A 21,374-nucleotide genomic window follows, 5' to 3' on the forward strand; every position below is an offset into this window, starting at 1 on the left:
AAATTAGCAAACGTCAAATCGCAAAAAAAATTTGCTAATTTATTTAGCTATTGCTAATTTGCAGCCACTCCTTCGCCACCTCATGGCGAAACAAGAGCACCTCAATTTTTGCGAAAGCCAACAACGCGGCGGGCCCTTGCTCGCCCTGGAGAAAGTGAATGTCACCCATCACACCGCTTCAGCTATTCAAGGTGATGATTTCCATCCTGCTCTACATAACCGCTTCTGGCGCCTGGCTGCTTTTCGCCGCGCGCGACCTGATCAGCAGTTCCTCGGATTTCGACGTGGCTGCGGCTTTCTTCGGTACCTCGGTCTGGCTCATTGCGAGTGCCTGCTTGTTCCTCCTCATCACCACGCCGAAATCAGGCGAATAACCCACTCATTCAGCTCCCAATACGTAGAGGGGCTCGCAAGGAGATCATCATGACTACCGACCAATACGATTCCCGCACCGCAGACAAGTTTGTGGTGCGACTGCCTGACGGTCTGCGCGCCGACATTGAAGCGGCTGCGAACGCCTCGGGTCGCAGCATGAACAGCGTATTCATCCAAGCCGTGCGCCAGTATCTGGACGGACAGAATCGCCAAACCTTGCTACTGGACGCACTGGCAAATGCCGGCGCCCCGCTCCCACCTGCTGTGAGTTCTAGCCTATGAGCCGCCGCAACGGACAACTGGGCGAGCGCCTGGTCGAGCTGTTCAACGCCCTGCAACGTCGGGAAACCACCTTCGGCCAGATCTACGCCATGTCCGCATCGTGCGGCATCGACGCGCGCAGGGTGCTGGCAGACCACTTTCGAGGTGGTGAACTCCATGGCTAAGACAGTACTGCGGGTGCGCCTTGATGGCGTCGCGTTCTACATGAACACCGAGACCTCTTCACCCGGTACCGGACACCGAAACAGGTATCGCTTGTCAAGACAGAAAACTACGGGCGCGATAAATCCGGCTGGATTCAGGTGGGTTCGATGGCTGGCCAGGAGTTGTTGGAAATAGAAGATGAAGGCGCCTTGCTGAAGGCGTGTGAAAAGCTGTTCACCAGCAAGAAGCCCCACCGCTACGACCTGCATGGCGCGATACGCGGCAAACCCGGCAAGTGGGAGGGGGAGGCCTTTCCCGTCAGGAAGTCAGTGCAAACAATGTCCTCTATCGAACAGTGATGACTCCATGGCCAAGTCAACTGCATTACCCATCAAAGAGACCGCGCCTCGCTTCCTCAGAGCGTCAACTGCCCCTGCGTACCTGGGCATGTGCCGGGAAGAATTTAATAAGACGGTTCGGCCTAACGTCCGTGAATTTCCCATTGGGAAACAGGGCGTTGGCTTCGACCGCATTGAGCTGGATGAATGGGCAGATTCCTGGGCCGAGTCCATGGCAATTGAAAAGCAGGCCGATCGGGACAACAATCGCCCCCGCAGTGAGCGCCAGGGCAAGAAGAAAGGAGAATTGCCATGGCCCAAAAAGCTATCACCGGGCTCCAGCAAATGCCGAACGGCATCTGGAAGATCGACAAAAAATATAGAGGAGAACGAATTCAAGAGAGTACTGGCACTTGTAACCGCGCCGAAGCAGAGCAATACCTGATTCACAATCTGGAGAAGTTGCGCCAGCAGAAAGTATATGGCGTTCGGCGGGTCAGGACCTGGCGAGAGGCGGCGACTCGTTTCCTGCTGGAAGTGAAGGATCAGGCCTCGATCCATATCTCGGCAACTTATATGGAACAGCTAGACCCATTCATTGGCGACATGCCGCTGACCCACATTGATGACGATGCGCTCGCGCCATACATCCAGTCGAAGCTGAATCCGGCGGCAGGGAAGCCAGTCACGAACCGGACAGTGAATATCGCGCTTCAGCGTGTCATCAGGGTGCTAAACCTCTGCGCGCGAAAGTGGCGGGACGAAGAACGCCGGCCATTGCTCGACGTAATGCCGATGATTTCCTTGTTGGATGAGAAGACGAACAGCCGAAAGCCCTACCCGCTTTCATGGGAAGAGCAGTCGATCCTTTTCGCCGAACTCCCGGCGCACCTTCAGACCATGGCGACGTTCAAGGTCAATACAGGTTGCCGGGAGCAGGAGGTTTGCAAGCTTCAGTGGAATTGGGAGATTGCTGTACCGGAACTGGGAACGAGTGTGTTCCTGATCCCGGCTGGTTTTGGGGGAAGGAGTGCCAGGGCTGGCGTGAAGAACCGCGACGAACGCCTGGTCGTGATGAATGACGTTGCCAAGTCAGTGATCGAGAAGCAGCGTGGCAAGCATTCGCTCTACGTCTTCCCGTTTGGCAAGCCAGATGGTGATGGGAATGAAACAACGGTTCACCGCATGAATGACTCGGCCTGGAAGAAGGCACGGATTCGGGCGGCAAAGAAGTGGCAGGAGAAGTACTTGCGGCCGGCACATGACGGCTTTACCAGGATCCGCATACACGACTTGAAGCACACCTTTGGGAGAAGGCTGCGTGCTGCTGGCGTGACTGAGGAAGATCGGAAAGCGCTGCTCGGCCACAAGAACGGAAGCATCACCAGTCACTACTCGGCGGCTGAGCTGGATCAGCTTATTGCGGCGGCAAACAAGGTATCAGCAACCGACTCACGCGCACCAGCGCTGACGATTCTGAAACGGAGAGAGGCATGATGAAAAACGCCAGGGTCACTTGGAAAGTCACTATGGCAGAAACAACAAAGCCGCTCGAAAGCGGCTAAGTCATTGAAAAATATGGTCGGGACGGAGTGATTCGAACACTCGACCCCTAGCACCCCATGCTAGTGCGCTACCGGACTGCGCTACGCCCCGACTAGGCGTGTTACTGGGTTTGCTTCTTAACGAAGCGAACCGGAATATACCGCAAGCTTTTGAAATGTGGAAGTATTTTTAAAGCTTGAATCATTTTTTCAGCACCACCAGTACATCTTCCAATTCGGAGATCATCTGGCGGATCAGTTGCTTGTATTGGGTGGTGTCGTCTTTGGCTTCATCACCGGACATACGCTGGCGTGCGCCGCTGATGGTGAACCCCTGGTCGTACAGCAACGCACGGATTTGTCGGATCATCAGCACGTCCTGGCGCTGATAATACCGACGGTTCCCGGTGCGTTTGACGGGGTTGAGTTGAGGAAACTCCTGCTCCCAATAGCGCAGCACGTGCGGTTTTACCGCACACAGCTCGCTGACTTCACCAATGGTGAAGTAGCGTTTGCCTGGGATGACGGGTAGCTCGTCGTTATGACTTGGTTCCAGCATAAGCCTCAACTCGGGCCTTCAACTTCTGCCCTGGACGAAAGGTGACCACACGGCGAGCCGTGATCGGGATTTCTTCTCCCGTTTTTGGATTGCGGCCAGGCCGCTGGCGTTTGTCTCGCAGGTCAAAATTGCCGAAACCGGACAATTTGACCTGTTCGTTGTCTTCCAGAGCGTGTCTGATCTCTTCAAAAAACAGCTCGACCAATTCCTTGGCCTCGCGCTTGTTCAGACCCAACTCTTCGTACAGACGTTCCGCCATCTCAGCTTTCGTCAAAGCCCCCATACGTCACTTCCTTAACGTGGCGTTCAACCTTTGTTCGAGCGAGGTGAGGATATTTTGCGTCGTGGTATTCACCTCATCGTCATTAAGAGTGCGCGATGGATGCTGCCAGGTCAAGCCAACTGCGAGGCTTTTTCTATGCGGATCAATGCCTTTACCCTGATAGACGTCAAATAGCCTGAGGTCTGTCAGCCATTCCCCTGCATTTTCACGGATTACATCCAGAACTGCAGTGGCGGCGACTTCACGGTCGGCAATCAGGGCCAGGTCGCGACGCACTTCAGGGAAGCGCGACAACTCGCTGAATTTAGGCATCTTGCCCGACGCAACTTCAGCCAAGACTAGCTCAAACACGAAGACTGGACGGTCCAGACCCAAGGTTTTCGACAGTTCTGGGTGAATGGCGCCCACGAAGCCCACCAGGCGACCTTCGCGCTCGATACGTGCTGTCTGGCCTGGATGCAAGGCTGGGTGGCTGCCCAGTACAAACGTAAAGGCGTCCAGCGCACCGGCAAAGCCCAGCACCGCTTCCACGTCTGCCTTGACGTCGAAGAAGTCCACGACCTCACGGCCTTGCGCCCAGCCTTCCGGCAGACGGCTGCCGCAGACAACACCCGCCAGCATTGGCTCTTGCTTCAAGCCATCGAGCTGGCCGACGAAACGCAAGCCGCTTTCGAACAGACGCACGCGGTCTTGTTGGCGGTTCAGGTTGTGGGAAAGTGCCTTCACCAGGCCCGGCCACAGCGACGAACGCATGGCGGCCATATCGTTGGAGATCGGGTTGGCCAGCAGCAACGGCTCAACGCCAGGGTTGAACAGTTCGAACTGTTTTGGATCAATGAAGCTATAGGTCACGGCTTCCTGGTAACCACGGGCAACCAGCAAGCGACGCAGTTCAGGCAGGTGCGCACGCGCTTCGGCCTTGGGTTGCGGTGCCAGGCGTGCTTGCGGATAGCGAACCGGCAGGCGGTTGTAGCCGTACAGGCGCGCCAGCTCTTCGATCAGGTCGACTTCCAGGCTGATGTCGAAGCGATGGCTAGGTACTGCAACCTGCCACTGCCCTTCCCCACCCGCAGAAATACCCAGGCCGAGCGCAGACAGCAGTTGCTCGATTTCAGCCGGCTCGATGACCAGGCCGAGCATTTGCTCAACGCTTTTGGCACGCAAGGTGATCGGCGCAATCGACGGCAGGTACTGTTCGCTGACGGTCTCGGTGATCGGGCCGGCTTCGCCACCGGTGATTTCCAGCAGCAGGCCGGTGGCGCGCTCCATGGCTTCACGGGCGAGTTTCCAGTCCACGCCGCGCTCATAGCGGTGCGACGCATCGGTGTGCAGGCCGTAGGAACGGGCCTTGCCAGCGATCGCGATCTGGTCGAAGAACGCGCTTTCAAGGAATACATCACGGGTGGTCGCGGATACACCGCTGTGCTCGCCACCCATCACGCCGGCAATCGCCAGGGCGCGAGCGTGGTCGGCGATCACCAAGGTGTCGGCACGCAGGCTGACTTCCTGGCCATCGAGCAGCACCAGCTTCTCGCCTTCTTCGGCCATACGCACGCGGATGCCGCCGTTGATTTCGGCGAGATCAAACGCGTGCAACGGCTGGCCCAGTTCGAGCATCACGTAGTTGGTGATGTCGACGGCGGCGTCGATGCTGCGCACGTCGGCACGACGCAGGCGCTCGACCATCCACAGCGGAGTTGGCTTGGACAGGTCGACGTTACGAATCACACGCCCCAGGTAACGCGGGCAAGCGTTGGGGGCCAATACTTCAATCGAGCGCACTTCGTCGTGCACCGCCGGTACGGCAGCGACCACTGGACGGGTGACAGGTGCGTTGTACAGCGCGCCCACTTCACGGGCCAGGCCAGCCAGGGACAGGCAGTCGCCGCGGTTGGGGGTCAGGTCGACCTCGATGCTGGCGTCTTCCAGTTCCAGGTAAACACGAATGTCCTGACCCACTGGCGCGTCGGCCGGCAGTTCCATCAAGCCATCATTGCCCTCACCCACTTGCAGCTCGGCCTGGGAGCACAGCATGCCGTTGGATTCAACGCCACGCAGCTTGGCCTTCTTGATCTTGAAGTCGCCCGGCAGCTCGGCACCGATCATGGCGAACGGGATCTTCAGGCCCGGGCGCACGTTAGGCGCTCCGCACACGACCTGAAAGGTTTCCGAACCGTTGCTGACCTGGCAAACACGCAATTTGTCGGCATCCGGGTGCTGCTCGGTGCTCAACACCTCGCCCACCACCACGCCGCTGAAAACACCGGCGGCCGGCGTAACGCTATCGACCTCAAGACCGGCCATCGACAGACGAGCAACCAGCTCGTCGCGATTTACCTGCGGGCTTACCCAGCCACGCAGCCATTGTTCACTGAATTTCATCCTGCTCTCCTAAAGATTCGTTACGACTAGCGAAATTGCGCGAGGAACCGCAAGTCGTTGTCGAAGAACAGACGCAAGTCGTTCACGCCGTAACGCAGCATGGCCAGACGCTCAACGCCCATGCCGAAGGCAAAGCCCGAGAACTCTTCCGGGTCGATCCCGGACATGCGCAGCACGTTGGGGTGAACCATGCCGCAGCCCATCACTTCCAGCCAGCCGGTCTGCTTGCACACGCGGCAGCCTTTACCGCTGCACATCACGCATTCCATGTCGACTTCAGCCGATGGCTCGGTGAACGGGAAGAACGAAGGACGGAAACGTACCGCCAACTCTTTTTCGAAGAACACCCGCAGGAATTCCTCGATGGTGCCTTTGAGGTCGGCGAAATTGATATCCCGATCAACCAGCAGGCCTTCAACCTGGTGGAACATCGGCGAATGGGTGATATCCGAGTCGCTACGGTACACACGGCCTGGGCAGACAATGCGGATCGGCGGCTTGTTCGCTTCCATGGTGCGGACCTGTACCGGCGAGGTATGGGTGCGCAGCAGCATGTTGGCGTTGAAATAGAAGGTGTCGTGCATCGACCGGGCCGGGTGATGGCCTGGGATGTTGAGCGCCTCGAAGTTGTGGTAGTCGTCTTCGACCTCAGGGCCTTCGGCAATGCCGTAGCCGATGTGGGTGAAGAACTGTTCGATACGTTCCAGAGTCCGGGTGATCGGATGCAGACCGCCCGAGGCCTGGCCACGACCGGGCAAGGTCACGTCAATGGACTCGGCGGCGAGCTTGGCCGCAAGATCGGCCTCCTCGAGCGACGCCTTGCGCGCATTGAGAACCTCTGTGACACGCTCCTTGGCGACGTTGATCAGCGCACCGACTTGCGGACGCTCTTCAGCGGGCAGATTTCCCAGGGTCTTCATCACCTGAGTCAATTCACCTTTCTTGCCAAGGTAGTGAACCCGGATTTGCTCCAGGGCATTTACATCTTCAGCGCTTTGCACAGCCTCAAGGGCTTGGGCGACGAGCGCGTCCAGGTTTTCCATGTACAGACTCCAGATACAAAATAGGGGAAGAGCTTGAAGGCTCTTCCCCTATTTATGACGTTTACCACCTTGGGCCACAGGAGTAGCCCAGGGTGACTGTCGGGGGTACTTAAGCCAAGGAGGCTTTAGCTTTCTCGACAATCGCAGCAAACACCGCTTTTTCGTTCACGGCCAGTTCAGCCAGAACCTTACGGTCGATTTCGATGGACGCTTTTTTCAGGCCAGCGATGAAACGGCTGTAGGACAGACCGTTAACACGTGCACCAGCATTGATACGAGCGATCCACAGAGCGCGGAACTGACGTTTTTTCTGACGACGGTCGCGGTAGGCGTATTGGCCTGCCTTGATTACCGCTTGCTTGGCAACACGGAATACGCGTGAACGCGCGCCGTAGTAGCCTTTAGCAAGTTTCAGAATTTTTTTGTGACGCTTACGGGCCATGACGCCACGCTTTACACGAGCCATGAGTTACTTCCTCTATTCTTGAACCAAAATTAACGAAGGCGCAGCATGCGCTCGACTTTTGCCACGTCAGACGGATGCAGCAAACTGCTACCGCGCAGTTGACGCTTACGCTTGGTCGACATTTTGGTCAGGATGTGGCTCTTGAAAGCGTGCTTGTGCTTGATGCCGTTAGCAGTTTTCAGAAACCGCTTAGCAGCACCACTTTTAGTTTTCATCTTTGGCATGTTCGGTACTCCGCATTCAGTTGATAAACATAATCAGAAGGCCTGCCGTGCCCTGTTGATTACTTCTTCTTTTTCGGGGCGATGACCATAATAAGCTGGCGTCCTTCCATCTTAGGATGCTGTTCGACCGAACCGTACTCGAGCAGGTCAGCTTCAACCCGCTTGAGGAGTTCCATCCCCAGCTCCTGGTGGGCCATCTCACGGCCGCGGAATCGCAAGGATACCTTGGCCCTGTCCCCATCACTCAGGAAACGTACCAGGTTGCGCAGTTTTACCTGGTAATCCCCTTCCTCCGTCCCTGGACGAAACTTGATTTCTTTTACTTGAATCTGCTTCTGGTTCTTCTTCGCTGCGGCAACCTGCTTCTTCTTTTCGAAGATCGATTTGCCGTAGTCCATCACCCGACAAACAGGTGGGATTGCATCGGCGGAGATTTCCACCAGGTCCAGCTTGGACTCTTCTGCAATACGAAGCGCTTCATCAATCGAGACGATGCCAATCTGCTCGCCATCAGCGCCAATTAACCGAACCTCGCGTGCCGAGATATTCTCGTTGATCGGGGCTTTCGGTGCAGCTCGTTTATCTTGTCTCATTTCACGCTTAATAATAATTACTCCGAATCTGGGCGACCACGCCGGGAAACCGCTTGCGCGAGGAACTCAGCGAACTGGGCGACGGGCATCGAGCCCAGGTCAGCACCTTCACGAGTACGCACAGCGACAGTCTGCATCTCGACTTCCCGATCTCCGATAACCAAGAGATAGGGAACCTTGAGCAAGGTATGCTCGCGGATTTTAAAGCCGATCTTTTCATTTCTCAAGTCGGACTTGGCACGAAACCCGCTTTCGTTGAGAGTTTTTTCAACTTCAGCGGCAAAATCTGCCTGTTTATCAGTGATATTCATGATCACTGCCTGGGTCGGAGCCAGCCACGCAGGGAACGCGCCCTCGTAGTGTTCGATCAGGATACCGACGAACCGTTCGAACGAGCCGAGGATCGCCCGGTGCAGCATAACCGGGTGTTTACGGCTGTTGTCTTCGGAGACGTATTCGGCTCCCAGACGGATCGGCAGGTTAAAATCGAGCTGCAGGGTACCACACTGCCAGACACGGCCAAGGCAATCTTTGAGCGAGAACTCAATCTTGGGACCGTAGAAGGCGCCCTCACCCGGCTGCAGATCGTATGCAAGGCCCGCACTGTCGAGCGCTGCGGCCAGTGCCGCTTCGGCGCGATCCCACAGTTCGTCGGAACCGACGCGTTTTTCCGGACGAGTGGACAGCTTCATCTCGACTTCGGTAAAGCCGAAATCGCGATAAACGTCCATGGTCAGTTTGATAAACGCTGCGGACTCGGCCTGCATCTGCTCTTCGGTGCAGAAGATGTGGGCGTCGTCCTGGGTGAAGCCACGCACGCGCATGATGCCGTGCAGCGCACCCGATGGCTCGTTACGGTGGCAGGCACCGAATTCGGCCAGGCGCATCGGCAACTCGCGGTAGCTCTTCAGGCCCTGGTTGAAGACCTGCACGTGGCACGGGCAGTTCATCGGCTTGATGGCGTAGTCGCGGTTTTCCGACTGGGTGGTGAACATGTTGTCGGCATAGTTGGCCCAGTGCCCGGATTTCTCCCACAGGCTGCGATCAACCACTTGCGGGGTCTTGATCTCCAGGTAACCGTTTTCGCGCTGCACCTTGCGCATGTACTGCTCAAGCACTTGGTACAGGGTCCAGCCATTCGGGTGCCAGAACACCATGCCCGGAGCTTCTTCCTGAAGGTGGAACAGGTTCAGGCGCTTACCGATCTTGCGGTGGTCGCGTTTTTCGGCTTCTTCGATGCGCTGGATGTAGGCGGCCAGCTGCTTCTTGTCAGCCCAGGCCGTGCCGTAGATCCGTTGCAGTTGTTCGTTCTTCGCATCACCGCGCCAGTAGGCACCGGAGAGCTTGGTCAGCTTGAACGACTTGAGAAAGCGCGTGTTCGGCACGTGCGGGCCACGGCACATGTCGACATATTCTTCGTGGTAGTACAGGCCCATGGCCTGCTCGTCCGGCATGTCTTCCACCAGACGCAGTTTGTAGTCTTCGCCACGCGCGGTAAACACGTCGATCACTTCGGCACGCGGGGTGACTTTCTTGATGACGTCGTAATCTTTTTCGATCAGCGCGTGCATGCGCTGCTCGATGGCCGCCAAGTCGTCCGGAGTAAAAGGACGCTCATAGGCGATGTCGTAATAGAAGCCTTCTTCAATGACCGGGCCGATCACCATCTTGGCGGTTGGGTACAGTTGCTTGACCGCATGGCCAATCAAGTGCGCGCAAGAGTGGCGAATGATCTCCAGCCCCTCTTGATCCTTGGGCGTGATGATTTGCAGGCTGGCGTCGCTGATGATCAGGTCGCTGGCGTCAACCAGCTTGCCGTCGACCTTGCCGGCCACGGTGGCCTTGGCCAGGCCTGCACCAATGGATGCGGCGACCTCGGCTACGGAAACCGGATGATCGAATGAACGTTGACTGCCGTCGGGAAGAGTAATAGTTGGCATGGCGCCTCCTCTCCTAGTGGTGACCCCTACCAAAGGTCACGTGGGTTGGGATGAGCCAGTACAAGATCCAACACCAGGCCGCTCAATGATGAACGCCTGCCTTACAGCGGCAGGAGCCTTTCGGCCAACCGATAATCGAACCAGAGTGACTGGAGTGAACAAAAAGAACCTGGCAAGGCGGCAAATGGCGCGCCGGGAAATAGCCAGGCAGGGATGCTAGCACAGATGAACGGTCATCGCGTCGGCCAAGCGCTGGGTAAAGAGCAATTCATGGCTTTATAGCTGCGAAAGTGAACTTGAGCTGTACGTGAGGCCTCAAAGCCACTGAGAATCGCCGTTCGTCCTCGACCCAAAGGAGCATCCCATGATGCGTTTTACCTCTACCCTCGCTGTCGCCGCCACCCTGAGCCTCCTGTCCCTCGGCGCGCAGGCTGCAGCCCCTTCCAACTGGCCAGCGGGCGCCCGTGACGCCTTCGTCAACGACTGCAGTGCCGCCGCCAGCCAGAACGTAGACGTCAAAACTGCCAAAGCCCACTGTGAATGTGGCGCTGACAAGATCAATGCCGAATTGAGCACTGCCGAGATCAAGGAATTGATGACCAACCAGAACGCCAGCCCGGAGCTTAAAAACAAAGCGGTCGCGGCTATTTCGTCCTGCAAAGTGGTGAAGAAAAAGTAAGAATGGCTGACGATTCGACGGTCATTTCGCTGGAAAAACAGCCTGAAAACTGCCATTTCACACAAATTATGCAGGTTTTACGGCTTTTTTTAACAGCTGATATTTCGTCGCAAAGCCCCGTAAATCGGGGCTTTCAGCCTAAAGACGGATCAAACGCAAAGCGATTGATTAGCAAACAGTGCCTTGGGGGGGCTCCCAAGCCGAACATTTCGACTATGATAGCCCAGTGTGCCCAGTTGGCCTGAGCAGCACAGCACTACTGAAAATATATGTTTCTTGGAGATACACCATGTCTAATCGCCAAACCGGCACCGTTAAATGGTTCAACGATGAAAAAGGCTTCGGCTTCATCACTCCTCAAGGTGGCGGTGACGACCTGTTCGTACACTTCAAAGCTATCGAAAGCGACGGTTTCAAAAGCCTGAAAGAAGGCCAAACCGTTTCCTTCGTGGCTGAGAAAGGCCAAAAGGGTATGCAAGCTGCACAGGTTCGCGGCGAGTAATTCTCCGCTGAGCTAAAAAAACCCCGTCCATGTGACGGGGTTTTTTATGGGCGATGCAAAAGCCGCATCAGCCGCAGTTGACCCGGTTGATCACCAGGTTGTTGTCGGTGTTCAGGTTCAAGCGGTCGGAGCGATACTCCAGCGTGATCATGTCATTAGGCTTGAGAATGCGTGCATTCTGCGCGCCGGCACGGGTGCGGGCTTGCTCCAACAACTGGGGCGAGGCTTTCTGGCCGATGGCGAACTCTGCAGCCTTCGACTCACAGCGGCTATGACCGGCATCGGTCGCAGTGGCAGCTTTGCCTGGCTCAGAGGCACCCGGGGTACTGCAACCCGCCAACGCGAGCGCAGCCAACAAAGTACCGAATGATGCGAGCTTCCAAGGCATGAAGCCTCCTATGATAAAAAGTGGACAGAGATCGTGCGACAGCAGTCAAAGCGATTGGTTTCAAGACGTTAACCGCCTGTAGGCAAGTCTGCCTGAGTCCCGGCCTGCAATCGCTCGGTGAATCGTGACTAGATATGAACGTATTCAGTAGATGTCGATGTAGTCCGACGAAGGCGTAGGCCAATTCTGCTTCAGCGCGTTGAAAATCTGCATAACCCAGACTTCGTCACTGGCCGCCACGAGACCGACATAACCGGAACCCTTGGCCCAGGTCTCCAGGCGAAACAGCAGGCCATCGATATCGGCCCCCCCGACTACGCCGGAAGAAATGTAGGCGACGCCTTTTTTGGTCACCCGCAGCTGGGTATGTTCGTCGTCACTGGCGCTGCCAAGCAGTTGGCGCACGGCGTCCAGCGTCAGGTTTTCGGGCTTGCTCAAATCGATTTGCACGCGGTGTTTCCCGGCCATTTAACAGGCCGACAGTGTCGCACAGCCGCTACGTCATGCCTAAGTAGCAGTGCCAAATGCCGTACAAAATGCTTAACTGCGCCCCTCTGGAACAGCGTTCCAGTGCACTGCCCCGCATTTTCAGCCCGTGAGATTTCCATGACCACCGTAACGCTTCAAGCCGACATCAAAGCCAAGTGGCCCCAAGGGCAAAGTTCCTACAGCCCCGGAAGCCCGGAAGAACTGGCGATCATTGGTATCGACCTGCTGGTCAAGGAGCTGGGCACCCAGGCGGCGCAAGCGTTCATCGGCCAGATATTCGAGAAATACCCGGCCGACTACGGGGGCGCCCAAGGGCGCGAATAAGAACCGGACGACGAGCGCCGCCCGGCAAAACACCTTACTTCAGACGCGCCAGGCGCTCGGTCAGCAGATCGAAGAAGCCCTGGGCGTCGCCATTCTCAACCCAGAACACATTCTTGGGCTGCTTGAGGCCGTCGTACCAATCGACGATGGTCTGGCCGAAGGTCGGACCTTCGCGGCTGTCGACCACCACATTGGCCTCACGACCGCTGAACAGCGAAGGCTTGAGCAGGTACGCCACCACGGTAGCGTCATGGACCGGGCCACCCGGAATGCCGTAGTGCTCCATATCGCCTTTGACGTACTCATTCAGAATACTGCTGACCACCTTGCTCGCGTTGTTGTTCAGGTCCGCAATCTTCTTCAGGCGGGCGTCGCTGGTGAGGACTTTATGGGTCACGTCCAACGGCAGGTAAGTCAATTTCACACCGCTTTTGAGCACGATCTCAGCCGCCACCGGATCGGCGAACAGGTTGAACTCAGCCACAGGGGTGATATTGCCGCCATTGAAGTGGGCGCCGCCCATCACGACCACTTCCTTGATGCCCTGGGTTATTTCGGGCGCTTGAGTCAGTGCCAGTGCCAGGTTGGTCTGCGGGCCGAGCATGGCGATGGTGATGCTGTGCGGCTTGGCGCTGCTCAGGGTCTTGATCAGGTAGTCAACGGCATTGCCTTCGGCCAGGCCTTTTTTCGGTTCATGCACCGTGACGCCCGAGATGCCTTCCTTGCCATGGATATTTTCGGCGTAGATTGGTTTGCGCAGCAACGGCGCTGGCGCACCGGCGTACACCGGGATGTCCTCGCGCCCTGCCCACTCACGCGCCAGGCGCGCGTTGCGGGAGGTCTTGTCCAGGCGCACATTGCCGGCGACGGTAGTCAGCGCACGAATGCTCAGCTCCTGCGGCGAGGCCATGGCGAACAGCAAGGCCACCACGTCATCGGCACCCGGGTCGGTGTCGATGATCAGGTCGATTTTTTCCGCCGCTTGGGCGCTTGCAGCAGTGAGCGCGGACAAAAGCAGAACACTCCGGAACAGGTTTTTCAGGGTAGGTAGACCACGTTGCATAAAGCACTCCTTGTCATAGGGGGGACGCTAGAACGTTACGCCGGACACCAGCGCGATATTGCAGTACGGCTGGCACTCGCCAGTGCGTACCACGGCGCGGGCATTGCGGCTCAATTGCTTGAATTGGTCATGGCTGAGCAGGCGCCGTTCGCCCAGTGCAGCCTGCTCTGTCAGCGCATTTAGCGCGGTCAGCGCGGGCGGTTGTTTCAGCAGGATCTCTTGCGCCAGCACATGGCTTTCCACCTGCATTTCGCTAAGCACGATGCGCAAGGTGCTGATGAAGTCCGGGATGCCCTGGGTCAGTGCCAGGTCGATCAATTCGACGCCAGGAGGTACCGGCAGGCCGGCATCGCCGATGACCAGGATGTCACCGTGGCCCAGGGACGCGATCACGCGCGACAGGGCGATATTCAGCAAAGGTGTCTTTTTCATGCGGGCACAAAACCTTGTACGTCGTGCAGCGTAGGAATGGAAGGCTGAGCGCCGGCGCGGGTCACTGACAACGCCGCCGCCACCTGGCCAAAACGGATCGCCTCGGCTTCGCTCTGGCCCGCGGCCAGCGCGGCGGCGAAGCCACCAACAAAGGTATCGCCAGCAGCGGTGGTATCCACCGCCTTGACCTTCGGCGCCACCAGGTGCTCAAAGCCCTTGCCGTCGGCAAACAGCGCGCCCTGGGCGCCAAGGGTGATGATGACCTTACCAGCGCCCGCCTTGATCAGTGCTGTCGCGGCGACCTTGGCGCTGTCGAGGGAGTCGACCGTCACGCCGCTCAGGGCGCTGGCCTCGCTTTCATTGGGGATCAGATAATCGATCGAGGCATACCAGTCAGCGGGCAACGGTCCGCTTGCAGGGGCCGGGTTGAGGATGACGGTCTTGCCCAGCTCGCGACCCCGCTTGAGCGCATACCCAACGGTCTCCATTGGCACCTCAAGCTGGCAGATGATCACGTCTGCCGCCTGCAGCACAGCGTCGCACGTTTGCAGCGACGCGGGCGTCAGCTCAGCGTTGCTGCCGGCCACAATGACAATGGCGTTCTGGCTGCTGTCATCGACCACGATCAACGCCACACCGCTGGAGCCGTCCACCGTGCTGACTGCCTGGCAATCGATGCCTTCCACCAGCAGCGCATCGCGCAATTGGCTGCCGTAGGCGTCGGTACCGATGCACCCCACCATTGCGACACTGGCCCCCAGGCGTGCCGAGGCGACGGCCTGGTTGGCGCCCTTGCCACCGGGCACAGTGGAGAACGTCTGGCCGATCAGGGTTTCACCGGCACGCGGCAGGCGACTGGCGCGGGTGACCAGGTCCATGTTCAAGCTGCCTATTACCACTACTTTTGCTGGCATACATCAGTACTCATCAATTCGGTTCAGCGGTATTGGGCGAACACATCAGCCAATGGCGCGGTCGACTCACGCAAAACAATACTGGGCGTCACGATACGTTGATCGATCGGCAGTTGGGGTGTTGCTATTCGTTGCAGTAATAATTCGGCGGCCGTCTCACCCAATTGCAGGATCGACTGGCCGACCGTTGTCAGCGCCGGGTAGACGTAGCGCCCCATCTGAATGTCATCAAAACCGATGACCGACAGCTCGCCCGGCACCCGCACATTGCGCTCGGCGGCGGCGCGCAGTACGCCAAACCCGATCATATCGTTGCTGGCGAAAATCGCGCTGGGCGGGTGTTGCGATAATAACTGTACGGCTGCGGCATAGCCGCCCGTGCTGGTGAAATCGCTTTCCAGGGTACGACTGGCCAGCACCTCGATGCCCGCCTCGCGCAATGCACGCTGGTAACCCGCCAGGCGCATCTGCGCCACGCGGGTATGCCCAGGGCCGCCGATACAGGCGATGTCGCGGTGCCCCAATTCCAATAAGTGCCGGGTCGCCAGGTAAGCGCCCTCTTCGTGATCGATGCGCACCAGGTCCACATCAATCCCATCCAGCGCCCGGTCGACAATCACCATGGGCGTGCGCACGGCACTCAAGCCTGCGGCAAGGCCACTGTCATCGCCGCCCACGGAGGTCACGATCAAGCCGTCGACGCGTTTTTCCAGCAACACGCGCAAATAACTGCGCTGTTTCTCTGCGTCGTCATCGGAGTTGCAGAGGATCACGCAATAGCCATTACGCTCGCAGTAATCCTCGATACCCCGGGCCAGTTCGGCAAAATACGGGTTGAGGCTGTTGGGCACCAGCAGGCCGATGGTTGCCGTGGTCTTGGCCTTGAGCGAGCGTGCGACGGCACTGGGCACGTAGTCCAACTGCTTGATCGCCGCCTCGACCTTGATGCGTACCGGCTCACTCACCGGGCGCGTCTTGTTCACCACATGGGACACGGTGGTGTAGGAAATACCTGCAAGCGCTGCCACATCCTTGATCGTTGCCATGGTTCAGCCCCGCCGACTGGCGCGCTGGCTGCGGTAAGTGTCGAGGACCACGGCAATCACGATCACGGCACCGGTAATGATGCGTTTAGTCGGTTCCGTCGCGCCGATCTGCGCCAACCCGGCAGCCAAGACCGAAATGATCAACACGCCGAAGAACGTACTGATGACCGAGCCACGCCCGCCCATCAGGCTGGTGCCACCGATCACCACGGCGGCGATCACTTGCAGCTCCAGGCCCGAACCGGCATTCGGGTCCGCCGCTTCCAGACGCGAAATCTGAAACAACGCCGCCACACCGGCCAACAGGCCCATCAGGCTGAACACCAGGATCTTGTAAGGCTTGGGATTGATACCCGCCAGGCGCACCGCTTCTTCGTTGGTGCCGATGCCGATCAGGTAACGACCGAAGACCGTGCGGGTCAGTACCAACTGGGCCGCGATGATCACCAGCAGCGCGATGATAAACGACGGGGAAATGCCGAAGGCAATCGGGTTGGACAGCCAGGCAAACGAGTCACCGATATAAGCGGTGCGCGAGCCCGTCATCTGGTAGGCCACGCCGCGTGCCATTTCCAGCACGCCAAGGGACACGATAAATGACGGAATGCGCCAGGCCACCGTAATGGAACCGGTGATAGTACCGGCCAACGCCGCGCAGCCCATGCCCAGCAGAGCAGCAGGCAACACGCTCCAGCCCCAACCCAGGATCGCCACGCTGACTGCCGAGGCCGCCAATGCCAGTACCGAGCCCACGGACAGGTCGATGCCGCCAATGATAAGGATGAAGGTCATGCCCACCGCCAGCACCATCAGGTCCGGGATCTGGTTGGCCAGGGTGCTGAAGGTGTCATAGGACAGGAAGTGATCGCTGAGCACCGAGAACAGCGCAATCATCGCCAGCAAGGCACCCGCCAGCCCCAGGTAGGTACCCAGGCCATAGAAGTTGCCGCCAGTTTTACCGGGGGAAATGCTTGTTTTCATGGGGTATTCCTAGGCACTGCTTCGTTGAGCAGCGCATCACGTTTCTGATAGCCGGCAAAGGCGGCGGCGAGCAATTCGTCCTGGGTCCAGCTGTCACGCTCGAAGGTTTCGATCAGGCGGCCAGCGGACAACACACCAATGCGGTCACAGATCAGCATCAGCTCACGCAGGTCACTGGACACCACCACCAGCGCTTTGCCCTGGCGGGTCAGTTCACCGAGCAAGGCATAGATGTCGAACTTGGCACCGACGTCGATGCCGCGGGTGGGCTCATCGAACAGCATCACCGCGCAATCGCGCTCCAGCCAGCGGCCAATCACCACCTTTTGCTGGTTACCACCTGACAGCTCGGACACCAGTTGCGTCGGGCTGGAACTGCGGATACGCATGGCATCGATCTGGCGCTTGGCCAGAGCAGTTTCGTTGCGGCTGTTGACGACGCCACCGCCGGAAATTTCCGGCATGTTGCCCAGGGCGATATTGGCGCTGATGGACTGGGTCAGCAGCAGGCCCTCGCCCTTGCGGTCTTCGGTGATCAGGGCAATACCGTGACCGACCGCGTCCACCGGCGAGCGAATGCTCACCACCTTGGCCGGCGAACCCAGGGCCACGGTACCGCTGTCGGCCGGGTCGGCGCCGAAGATCAGGCGCAGCAATTCGGTGCGACCAGCGCCGATCAGGCCGGAAATGCCATAGATTTCGCCGGCGCGCACTTCAAAGGACACATCGCGGACCTTGTCCGAACGGGTCAGGCCCTTCACCGTCAAGGCCGGGCTACCGATGGTGCGTGGGCCCAGGTCGATGTGTTCGCCCAGCTCGCGACCGACCATCAAGGTCACCAACTGCTCACTGTTGTAGTTGGCCATCGGCTCGACGCAGACCAGTTTGCCGTCGCGCAATACCGCAATGCGCTGGGCGACACGGGCCAACTCTTCGAGCCGGTGCGAAATATAAATGATCGCCACGCCACGGGCCTGCAGGCGCGTGATTTGCTCAAACAGCATCTCGACTTCACGGGCGGTGAGCATCGCCGTGGGTTCGTCGAGGATCAGCACATGGCAGTCGCCGATCAGGTTACGCGCGATCTCGACCATTTGCTGGTGACCGATGCCCAGGCTGCCCACCAGCGTGTCCGGGTCGATCGCGTCCAGGCCGACTTGGGCCATGGCTTCGATCGCGGCCTTGCGCAGTTGTTTGCGGCTGATCCAGCCACAGCGGCTCGGCAGGTTATCCAGGAACAGGTTTTCAGCCACGGTCAGCGTCGGCAGCAGGTTGAGCTCCTGCATGACCATGCGCACGCCCAAGGCTTCGGCCTGGGTGCGGCTGGCGGGGCGGTAATCCTGACCATTGAATTGCATGTGCCCGGTGGTGGGCGTGACCAGGCCGCCGATGATCTTCGACAAGGTACTTTTGCCTGCGCCGTTCTCACCGGTCAGCGCCAACACTTCCCCGCGATTAAGCGTCAGGGTGATGTCGGACAGAACCGGTTGGGCATAGGTCTTACCGATACCGCTGACCGAGAGGACAGCGTTCGGGGCGGAAGATGACATAGGAAAATCTCCAGGCGCCCGCTCAGGACGAGCGGGCGCTGTTGGGTACTGCCAGGATTACTGCTTGATGACGAGTTCGACCGGGGTTTCGATCACGCCATCTTTGGCATCGACTTTCTCACCCTTGACCAGCTTCAGCGCATTCTGAATACCGAACACGGCTTGCTGGGCGGCGGCCTGGTCAGCGGTGGCCAACACGCGGCCGTCCTTGAGCATTGGTTTGATCGCGTCAATGTTGTCGTAACCCACCACCAACACCTTGCCGGCCTTGCCTGCCGCACGCACGGCGGAAACAGCGCCCAGGGCCATGTTGTCGTTACCGGCCAGCAGCGCCTTGATATCTGGCGTTTCGCTCAGCATCGCTGCGGCGATCTTGTTGCCTTGGTCGATTTCCCAGTTACCGGATTGGGTGGAAACAATCTTCATGCTTGCCGCGTCCATCGCATCCTTGAAGCCTGCGGTGCGCTGCTGGGCATTGGTGGTAGTGGGTACGCCCTCGATGATGCCGACCTTGTCACCGGCGGCCAGTTGCTTGGCCAGGTAGTCGCCCACCAGCTTGGAGCCTTTGCGGTTATCCGGGCCTACAAATGGGATATCGAGTTTTTTGCTTTTGAGTACTTCCGGGTCCAGGCGGTTGTCGATGTTGACGACTTTGATACCGGCATCGGAAGCTTTCTTCAGCACACTGGCGAGTGCCTTGGAGTCGGCGGGAGCGATGACAAGCGCATCGACCTTGGCGTTGATCATTTCGTTGACGATGGCGATCTGAGCGCTGGTATCGGTTTCGTTCTTGATGCCGTTGGAGATCAACTTGAATTCTGTTGGGTGCGCTTTCTGGTAGTCCTTCGCACCGTCGGTCATGGTGACAAAAAACTCATTGGCAAGGGACTTCATCACCAAACCCACGGTAGGCGTTTTGGCAGCGTCATCGGCAAATGCAGAAGAGAGAGGCAAAGCGACGGATGCGGCAGCAAGCACAGCAACAGCAAGAAGACGTCCAGCAAATGGCAGCTTCATGGGTTCACTCCGATCTTATGATTATTGTAAGCAACGCTTGCACCGAAGAGCCCTTCGGCAGCCCTCCCACCTGGGCGGCTGATACGAGCTGTCACGATGTGCCAAGGGCGCAGTGAAACATCTCGCAAACGTTTGCGTTGAGCAAACTATGAGAACCTTGTCGAGATTTGTCAACGGTAGCAGCGAGCCTTTCATGGGCGCCCTCCAAACTTAATCTTCAGCTACTGACCGCTGATACGTTTAAGCAAACTCACCCTATGTGACCGTTCTCTGAAACGACAGGCTGGGTGGCGAATGATCACGCAGGGCGCCCGAACAAATCGTGAAGGCTTTCGGACAACCGAACACCACAGCCCTTCTCGTTCGGAAAGCCGGACAGCGCCCCGCCCCATCAAACCGAAACCTCACTTTAAGTTGTTTTAAATCAATAAGTTAATTTAAAAAACCCAACATGCTCAGCCTGGTACAAATCCTGCTCTTTCTCAGCACCTCGCGGCGTTCAGAACCGCCCGGGTGTTCTAGATGAACCTGCTACAGCACTCATCAAAAACCAGAGAGAAAAATAATGAAATCTGCATTGAAGAACGTTATTCCGGGCGCATTGGCCCTTCTGCTGCTGTTCCCCGTTGCCGCCCAGGCAAAGGAAGTTGAAAGCAAGACCAAACTGTCCAACGTGGTCATCCTCGCCACCGGCGGTACCATCGCTGGCGCCGGCGCCAGTGCGGCCAACAGTGCCACCTACCAAGCGGCCAAAGTCGGCATCGAACAACTGATCGCCGGCGTTCCTGAGCTTAGCCAGATCGCCAATGTTCGCGGCGAACAAGTGATGCAAATTGCGTCGGAAAGCATCAACAACGAAAACCTGCTGCAACTGGGTCGTCGTGTCGCCGAACTGGCCGACAACAAGGACGTGGATGGCATCGTGATCACCCACGGTACCGATACGCTTGAAGAAACCGCCTACTTCCTGAACCTCGTGGAAAAAACCGACAAGCCTATCGTGGTGGTCGGCTCCATGCGCCCAGGCACCGCGATGTCGGCCGACGGCATGCTCAACCTGTACAACGCGGTTGCGGTCGCAGGTAGCAAGGAAGCCCGCGGCAAAGGCGTGCTGGTGACCATGAACGACGAGATCCAATCGGGTCGCGACGTCAGCAAGATGATCAACATCAAGACCGAGGCCTTCAAGAGCCCGTGGGGCCCAATGGGCATGGTCGTCGAGGGCAAATCCTACTGGTTCCGCCTGCCGGCCAAGCGTCACACCATGGATTCTGAGTTCGACATCAAGACCATCAAAAGCCTGCCTGACGTTGAAATTGCCTACGGCTACGGCAACGTGAGCGACACCGCCTACAAGGCACTGGCCCAAGCGGGCGCCAAAGCGATCATTCACGCCGGCACCGGCAACGGGTCGGTATCGTCCAAGGTCGTTCCAGCGCTGGTGGAATTGCGTAAACAAGGCGTGCAGATCATTCGCTCTTCCCACGTCAACGCCGGTGGCATGGTTCTGCGTAACGCCGAACAGCCAGACGACAAATACGACTGGGTCGCCGCCCTTGACCTGAACCCGCAGAAAGCCCGCATCCTGGCCATGGTCGCCCTGACCAAGACCCAGGACAGCAAGGAACTGCAACGGATCTTCTGGGAGTACTGATCCCTGCTGACTCACCCGTAGGAGCGAGCTTGCTCGCGAAAAACTTGATAGCGCCGCGTTAAGTCAGGCTTTACGCGTTATCGTTACGTTCTTCGCGAGCAAGCTCGCTCCTACCATTGCTGCCCTCCCTTCTCAACAAACTTCCTGATTCGCTGTCAGACG

Annotated in this window: 26 protein-coding genes and 1 tRNA gene; 9 read left to right on the plus strand and 18 right to left on the minus strand. The window is 58.1% G+C overall.

Going from position 1 to position 21,374, the window contains the following annotated elements:
- The first annotated feature begins 158 nt into the window (after nt 1–158).
- The 5 genes from HU731_RS05710 (at nt 159) to HU731_RS05730 (ending at nt 2,636) form a co-directional block, all read left to right on the plus strand.
- Nucleotides 159–374 (plus strand): hypothetical protein, encoded by a 216-nt coding sequence (locus HU731_RS05710; protein ID WP_186607662.1) that lies wholly within the window; start codon nt 159–161, stop codon nt 372–374.
- Between the two features lie 49 nt (nt 375–423).
- Nucleotides 424–657 carry an Arc family DNA-binding protein gene (locus tag HU731_RS05715; protein WP_186607661.1) on the plus strand — a complete coding sequence of 78 codons (234 nt, stop codon included), beginning with the start codon at nt 424–426 and terminating at the stop codon, nt 655–657.
- On the plus strand, nt 654–821 hold the full coding sequence (locus tag HU731_RS05720; protein ID WP_186607660.1) for a hypothetical protein: 168 nt from the start codon (nt 654–656) through the stop codon (nt 819–821). Before HU731_RS05715 ends, HU731_RS05720 begins: the two co-directional genes overlap by 4 nt.
- Before the next feature lie 147 nt (nt 822–968).
- On the plus strand, nt 969–1,160 hold the full coding sequence (locus tag HU731_RS28295; protein ID WP_225931624.1) for a hypothetical protein: 192 nt from the start codon (nt 969–971) through the stop codon (nt 1,158–1,160).
- A 291-nt stretch (nt 1,161–1,451) separates the two neighbouring features.
- Nucleotides 1,452–2,636, plus strand: coding sequence for a tyrosine-type recombinase/integrase (locus HU731_RS05730; protein ID WP_186607659.1), 1,185 nt, complete (start codon nt 1,452–1,454; stop codon nt 2,634–2,636).
- 82 nt (nt 2,637–2,718) lie between these two features.
- Here the strand turns inward: HU731_RS05730 and HU731_RS05735 are convergent.
- The 9 genes from HU731_RS05735 to thrS form a co-directional block, all read right to left on the minus strand.
- Nucleotides 2,719–2,795: transfer RNA gene (locus HU731_RS05735), tRNA-Pro, on the minus strand.
- Nucleotides 2,796–2,885: 90 nt separating this feature from the next.
- Nucleotides 2,886–3,242 (minus strand): MerR family transcriptional regulator, encoded by a 357-nt coding sequence (locus HU731_RS05740; RefSeq protein WP_003174972.1) that lies wholly within the window; start codon nt 3,240–3,242, stop codon nt 2,886–2,888.
- A complete protein-coding gene (gene ihfA / locus HU731_RS05745; protein WP_002553164.1) occupies nt 3,223–3,525 on the minus strand; it encodes an integration host factor subunit alpha in 303 nt (100 codons plus the stop codon). The genes HU731_RS05740 and ihfA overlap by 20 nt, the downstream gene beginning before the upstream one ends.
- A gap of 3 nt (nt 3,526–3,528) precedes the next feature.
- Nucleotides 3,529–5,907: a phenylalanine--tRNA ligase subunit beta gene (gene pheT, locus HU731_RS05750; RefSeq protein ID WP_186607658.1), complete on the minus strand. Its 2,379-nt coding sequence runs from the start codon at nt 5,905–5,907 to the stop codon at nt 3,529–3,531.
- Between the two features lie 26 nt (nt 5,908–5,933).
- A complete protein-coding gene (gene pheS, locus HU731_RS05755) occupies nt 5,934–6,950 on the minus strand; it encodes a phenylalanine--tRNA ligase subunit alpha (protein ID WP_003192486.1) in 1,017 nt (338 codons plus the stop codon).
- Nucleotides 6,951–7,059: 109 nt separating this feature from the next.
- On the minus strand, nt 7,060–7,416 hold the full coding sequence (rplT, locus tag HU731_RS05760) for a 50S ribosomal protein L20 (RefSeq protein ID WP_003192488.1): 357 nt from the start codon (nt 7,414–7,416) through the stop codon (nt 7,060–7,062).
- Between the two features lie 29 nt (nt 7,417–7,445).
- The gene (rpmI, locus tag HU731_RS05765) at nt 7,446–7,640 is read right to left on the minus strand and encodes a 50S ribosomal protein L35 (protein ID WP_002553160.1); all 195 of its coding nucleotides are present in this window, start codon (nt 7,638–7,640) and stop codon (nt 7,446–7,448) included.
- A 59-nt stretch (nt 7,641–7,699) separates the two neighbouring features.
- A complete protein-coding gene (infC, locus tag HU731_RS05770; protein ID WP_015884933.1) occupies nt 7,700–8,251 on the minus strand; it encodes a translation initiation factor IF-3 in 552 nt (183 codons plus the stop codon).
- Nucleotides 8,251–10,173 (minus strand): threonine--tRNA ligase, encoded by a 1,923-nt coding sequence (gene thrS, locus HU731_RS05775; protein ID WP_186607657.1) that lies wholly within the window; start codon nt 10,171–10,173, stop codon nt 8,251–8,253. Before thrS ends, infC begins: the two co-directional genes overlap by 1 nt.
- Nucleotides 10,174–10,537: 364 nt before the next feature.
- On the opposite strand from thrS, the gene HU731_RS05780 reads away from it, so the two are divergent.
- Both HU731_RS05780 and HU731_RS05785 read left to right on the plus strand, forming a co-directional pair.
- Nucleotides 10,538–10,852 (plus strand): hypothetical protein, encoded by a 315-nt coding sequence (locus HU731_RS05780; protein ID WP_019820908.1) that lies wholly within the window; start codon nt 10,538–10,540, stop codon nt 10,850–10,852.
- 289 nt (nt 10,853–11,141) lie between these two features.
- A complete protein-coding gene (locus HU731_RS05785) occupies nt 11,142–11,354 on the plus strand; it encodes a cold-shock protein (protein ID WP_003234260.1) in 213 nt (70 codons plus the stop codon).
- Between the two features lie 67 nt (nt 11,355–11,421).
- Here the strand turns inward: HU731_RS05785 and HU731_RS05790 are convergent, their stop codons facing one another.
- Together HU731_RS05790 and HU731_RS05795 are read right to left on the minus strand one after the other, a co-directional pair.
- A complete protein-coding gene (locus HU731_RS05790; RefSeq protein WP_003192494.1) occupies nt 11,422–11,742 on the minus strand; it encodes an I78 family peptidase inhibitor in 321 nt (106 codons plus the stop codon).
- 144 nt (nt 11,743–11,886) lie between these two features.
- Entirely contained in the window at nt 11,887–12,192 is a 306-nt protein-coding gene (locus tag HU731_RS05795; RefSeq protein WP_186607656.1) for a hypothetical protein, read from the minus strand.
- A 156-nt stretch (nt 12,193–12,348) separates the two neighbouring features.
- Here HU731_RS05795 and HU731_RS05800 point away from each other — a divergent pair, with 156 nt between their 5' ends.
- Nucleotides 12,349–12,555, plus strand: a complete 207-nt coding sequence (locus HU731_RS05800; RefSeq protein WP_032896210.1) for a hypothetical protein — start codon at nt 12,349–12,351, stop codon at nt 12,553–12,555.
- A 34-nt stretch (nt 12,556–12,589) separates the two neighbouring features.
- Here HU731_RS05800 and HU731_RS05805 read toward each other — a convergent pair whose 3' ends face one another.
- The 7 genes from HU731_RS05805 to HU731_RS05835 are packed head-to-tail and all read right to left on the minus strand — an operon-like array spanning nt 12,590 to nt 19,558.
- Nucleotides 12,590–13,618 carry a nucleoside hydrolase gene (locus tag HU731_RS05805; RefSeq protein ID WP_044275163.1) on the minus strand — a complete coding sequence of 343 codons (1,029 nt, stop codon included), beginning with the start codon at nt 13,616–13,618 and terminating at the stop codon, nt 12,590–12,592.
- A gap of 27 nt (nt 13,619–13,645) precedes the next feature.
- The gene (gene rbsD / locus HU731_RS05810; protein ID WP_186607655.1) at nt 13,646–14,050 is read right to left on the minus strand and encodes a D-ribose pyranase; all 405 of its coding nucleotides are present in this window, start codon (nt 14,048–14,050) and stop codon (nt 13,646–13,648) included.
- The gene (rbsK, locus tag HU731_RS05815) at nt 14,047–14,964 is read right to left on the minus strand and encodes a ribokinase (RefSeq protein WP_186607654.1); all 918 of its coding nucleotides are present in this window, start codon (nt 14,962–14,964) and stop codon (nt 14,047–14,049) included. The genes rbsD and rbsK overlap by 4 nt, the downstream gene beginning before the upstream one ends.
- Before the next feature lie 23 nt (nt 14,965–14,987).
- The gene (locus HU731_RS05820) at nt 14,988–16,010 is read right to left on the minus strand and encodes a LacI family DNA-binding transcriptional regulator (RefSeq protein ID WP_003192500.1); all 1,023 of its coding nucleotides are present in this window, start codon (nt 16,008–16,010) and stop codon (nt 14,988–14,990) included.
- A 3-nt stretch (nt 16,011–16,013) separates the two neighbouring features.
- Nucleotides 16,014–16,991: an ABC transporter permease gene (locus HU731_RS05825; protein ID WP_003192502.1), complete on the minus strand. Its 978-nt coding sequence runs from the start codon at nt 16,989–16,991 to the stop codon at nt 16,014–16,016.
- Nucleotides 16,988–18,541, minus strand: coding sequence for a sugar ABC transporter ATP-binding protein (locus HU731_RS05830; protein ID WP_186607653.1), 1,554 nt, complete (start codon nt 18,539–18,541; stop codon nt 16,988–16,990). The genes HU731_RS05825 and HU731_RS05830 overlap by 4 nt, the downstream gene beginning before the upstream one ends.
- A gap of 57 nt (nt 18,542–18,598) precedes the next feature.
- Complete coding sequence (locus HU731_RS05835; RefSeq protein ID WP_186607652.1) at nt 18,599–19,558, minus strand: sugar ABC transporter substrate-binding protein; 960 nt, start codon at nt 19,556–19,558, stop codon at nt 18,599–18,601.
- A gap of 565 nt (nt 19,559–20,123) precedes the next feature.
- Between HU731_RS05835 and HU731_RS05840 the strand changes: the two genes are divergently transcribed.
- On the plus strand, nt 20,124–21,212 hold the full coding sequence (locus HU731_RS05840; RefSeq protein ID WP_032896200.1) for an asparaginase: 1,089 nt from the start codon (nt 20,124–20,126) through the stop codon (nt 21,210–21,212).
- Nucleotides 21,213–21,374: the final 162 nt, after the last annotated feature.

It is taken from the genome of Pseudomonas salmasensis (genome assembly GCF_014268375.2).
GTDB classification, from domain to species: Bacteria; Pseudomonadota; Gammaproteobacteria; order Pseudomonadales; family Pseudomonadaceae; genus Aquipseudomonas; species Aquipseudomonas salmasensis.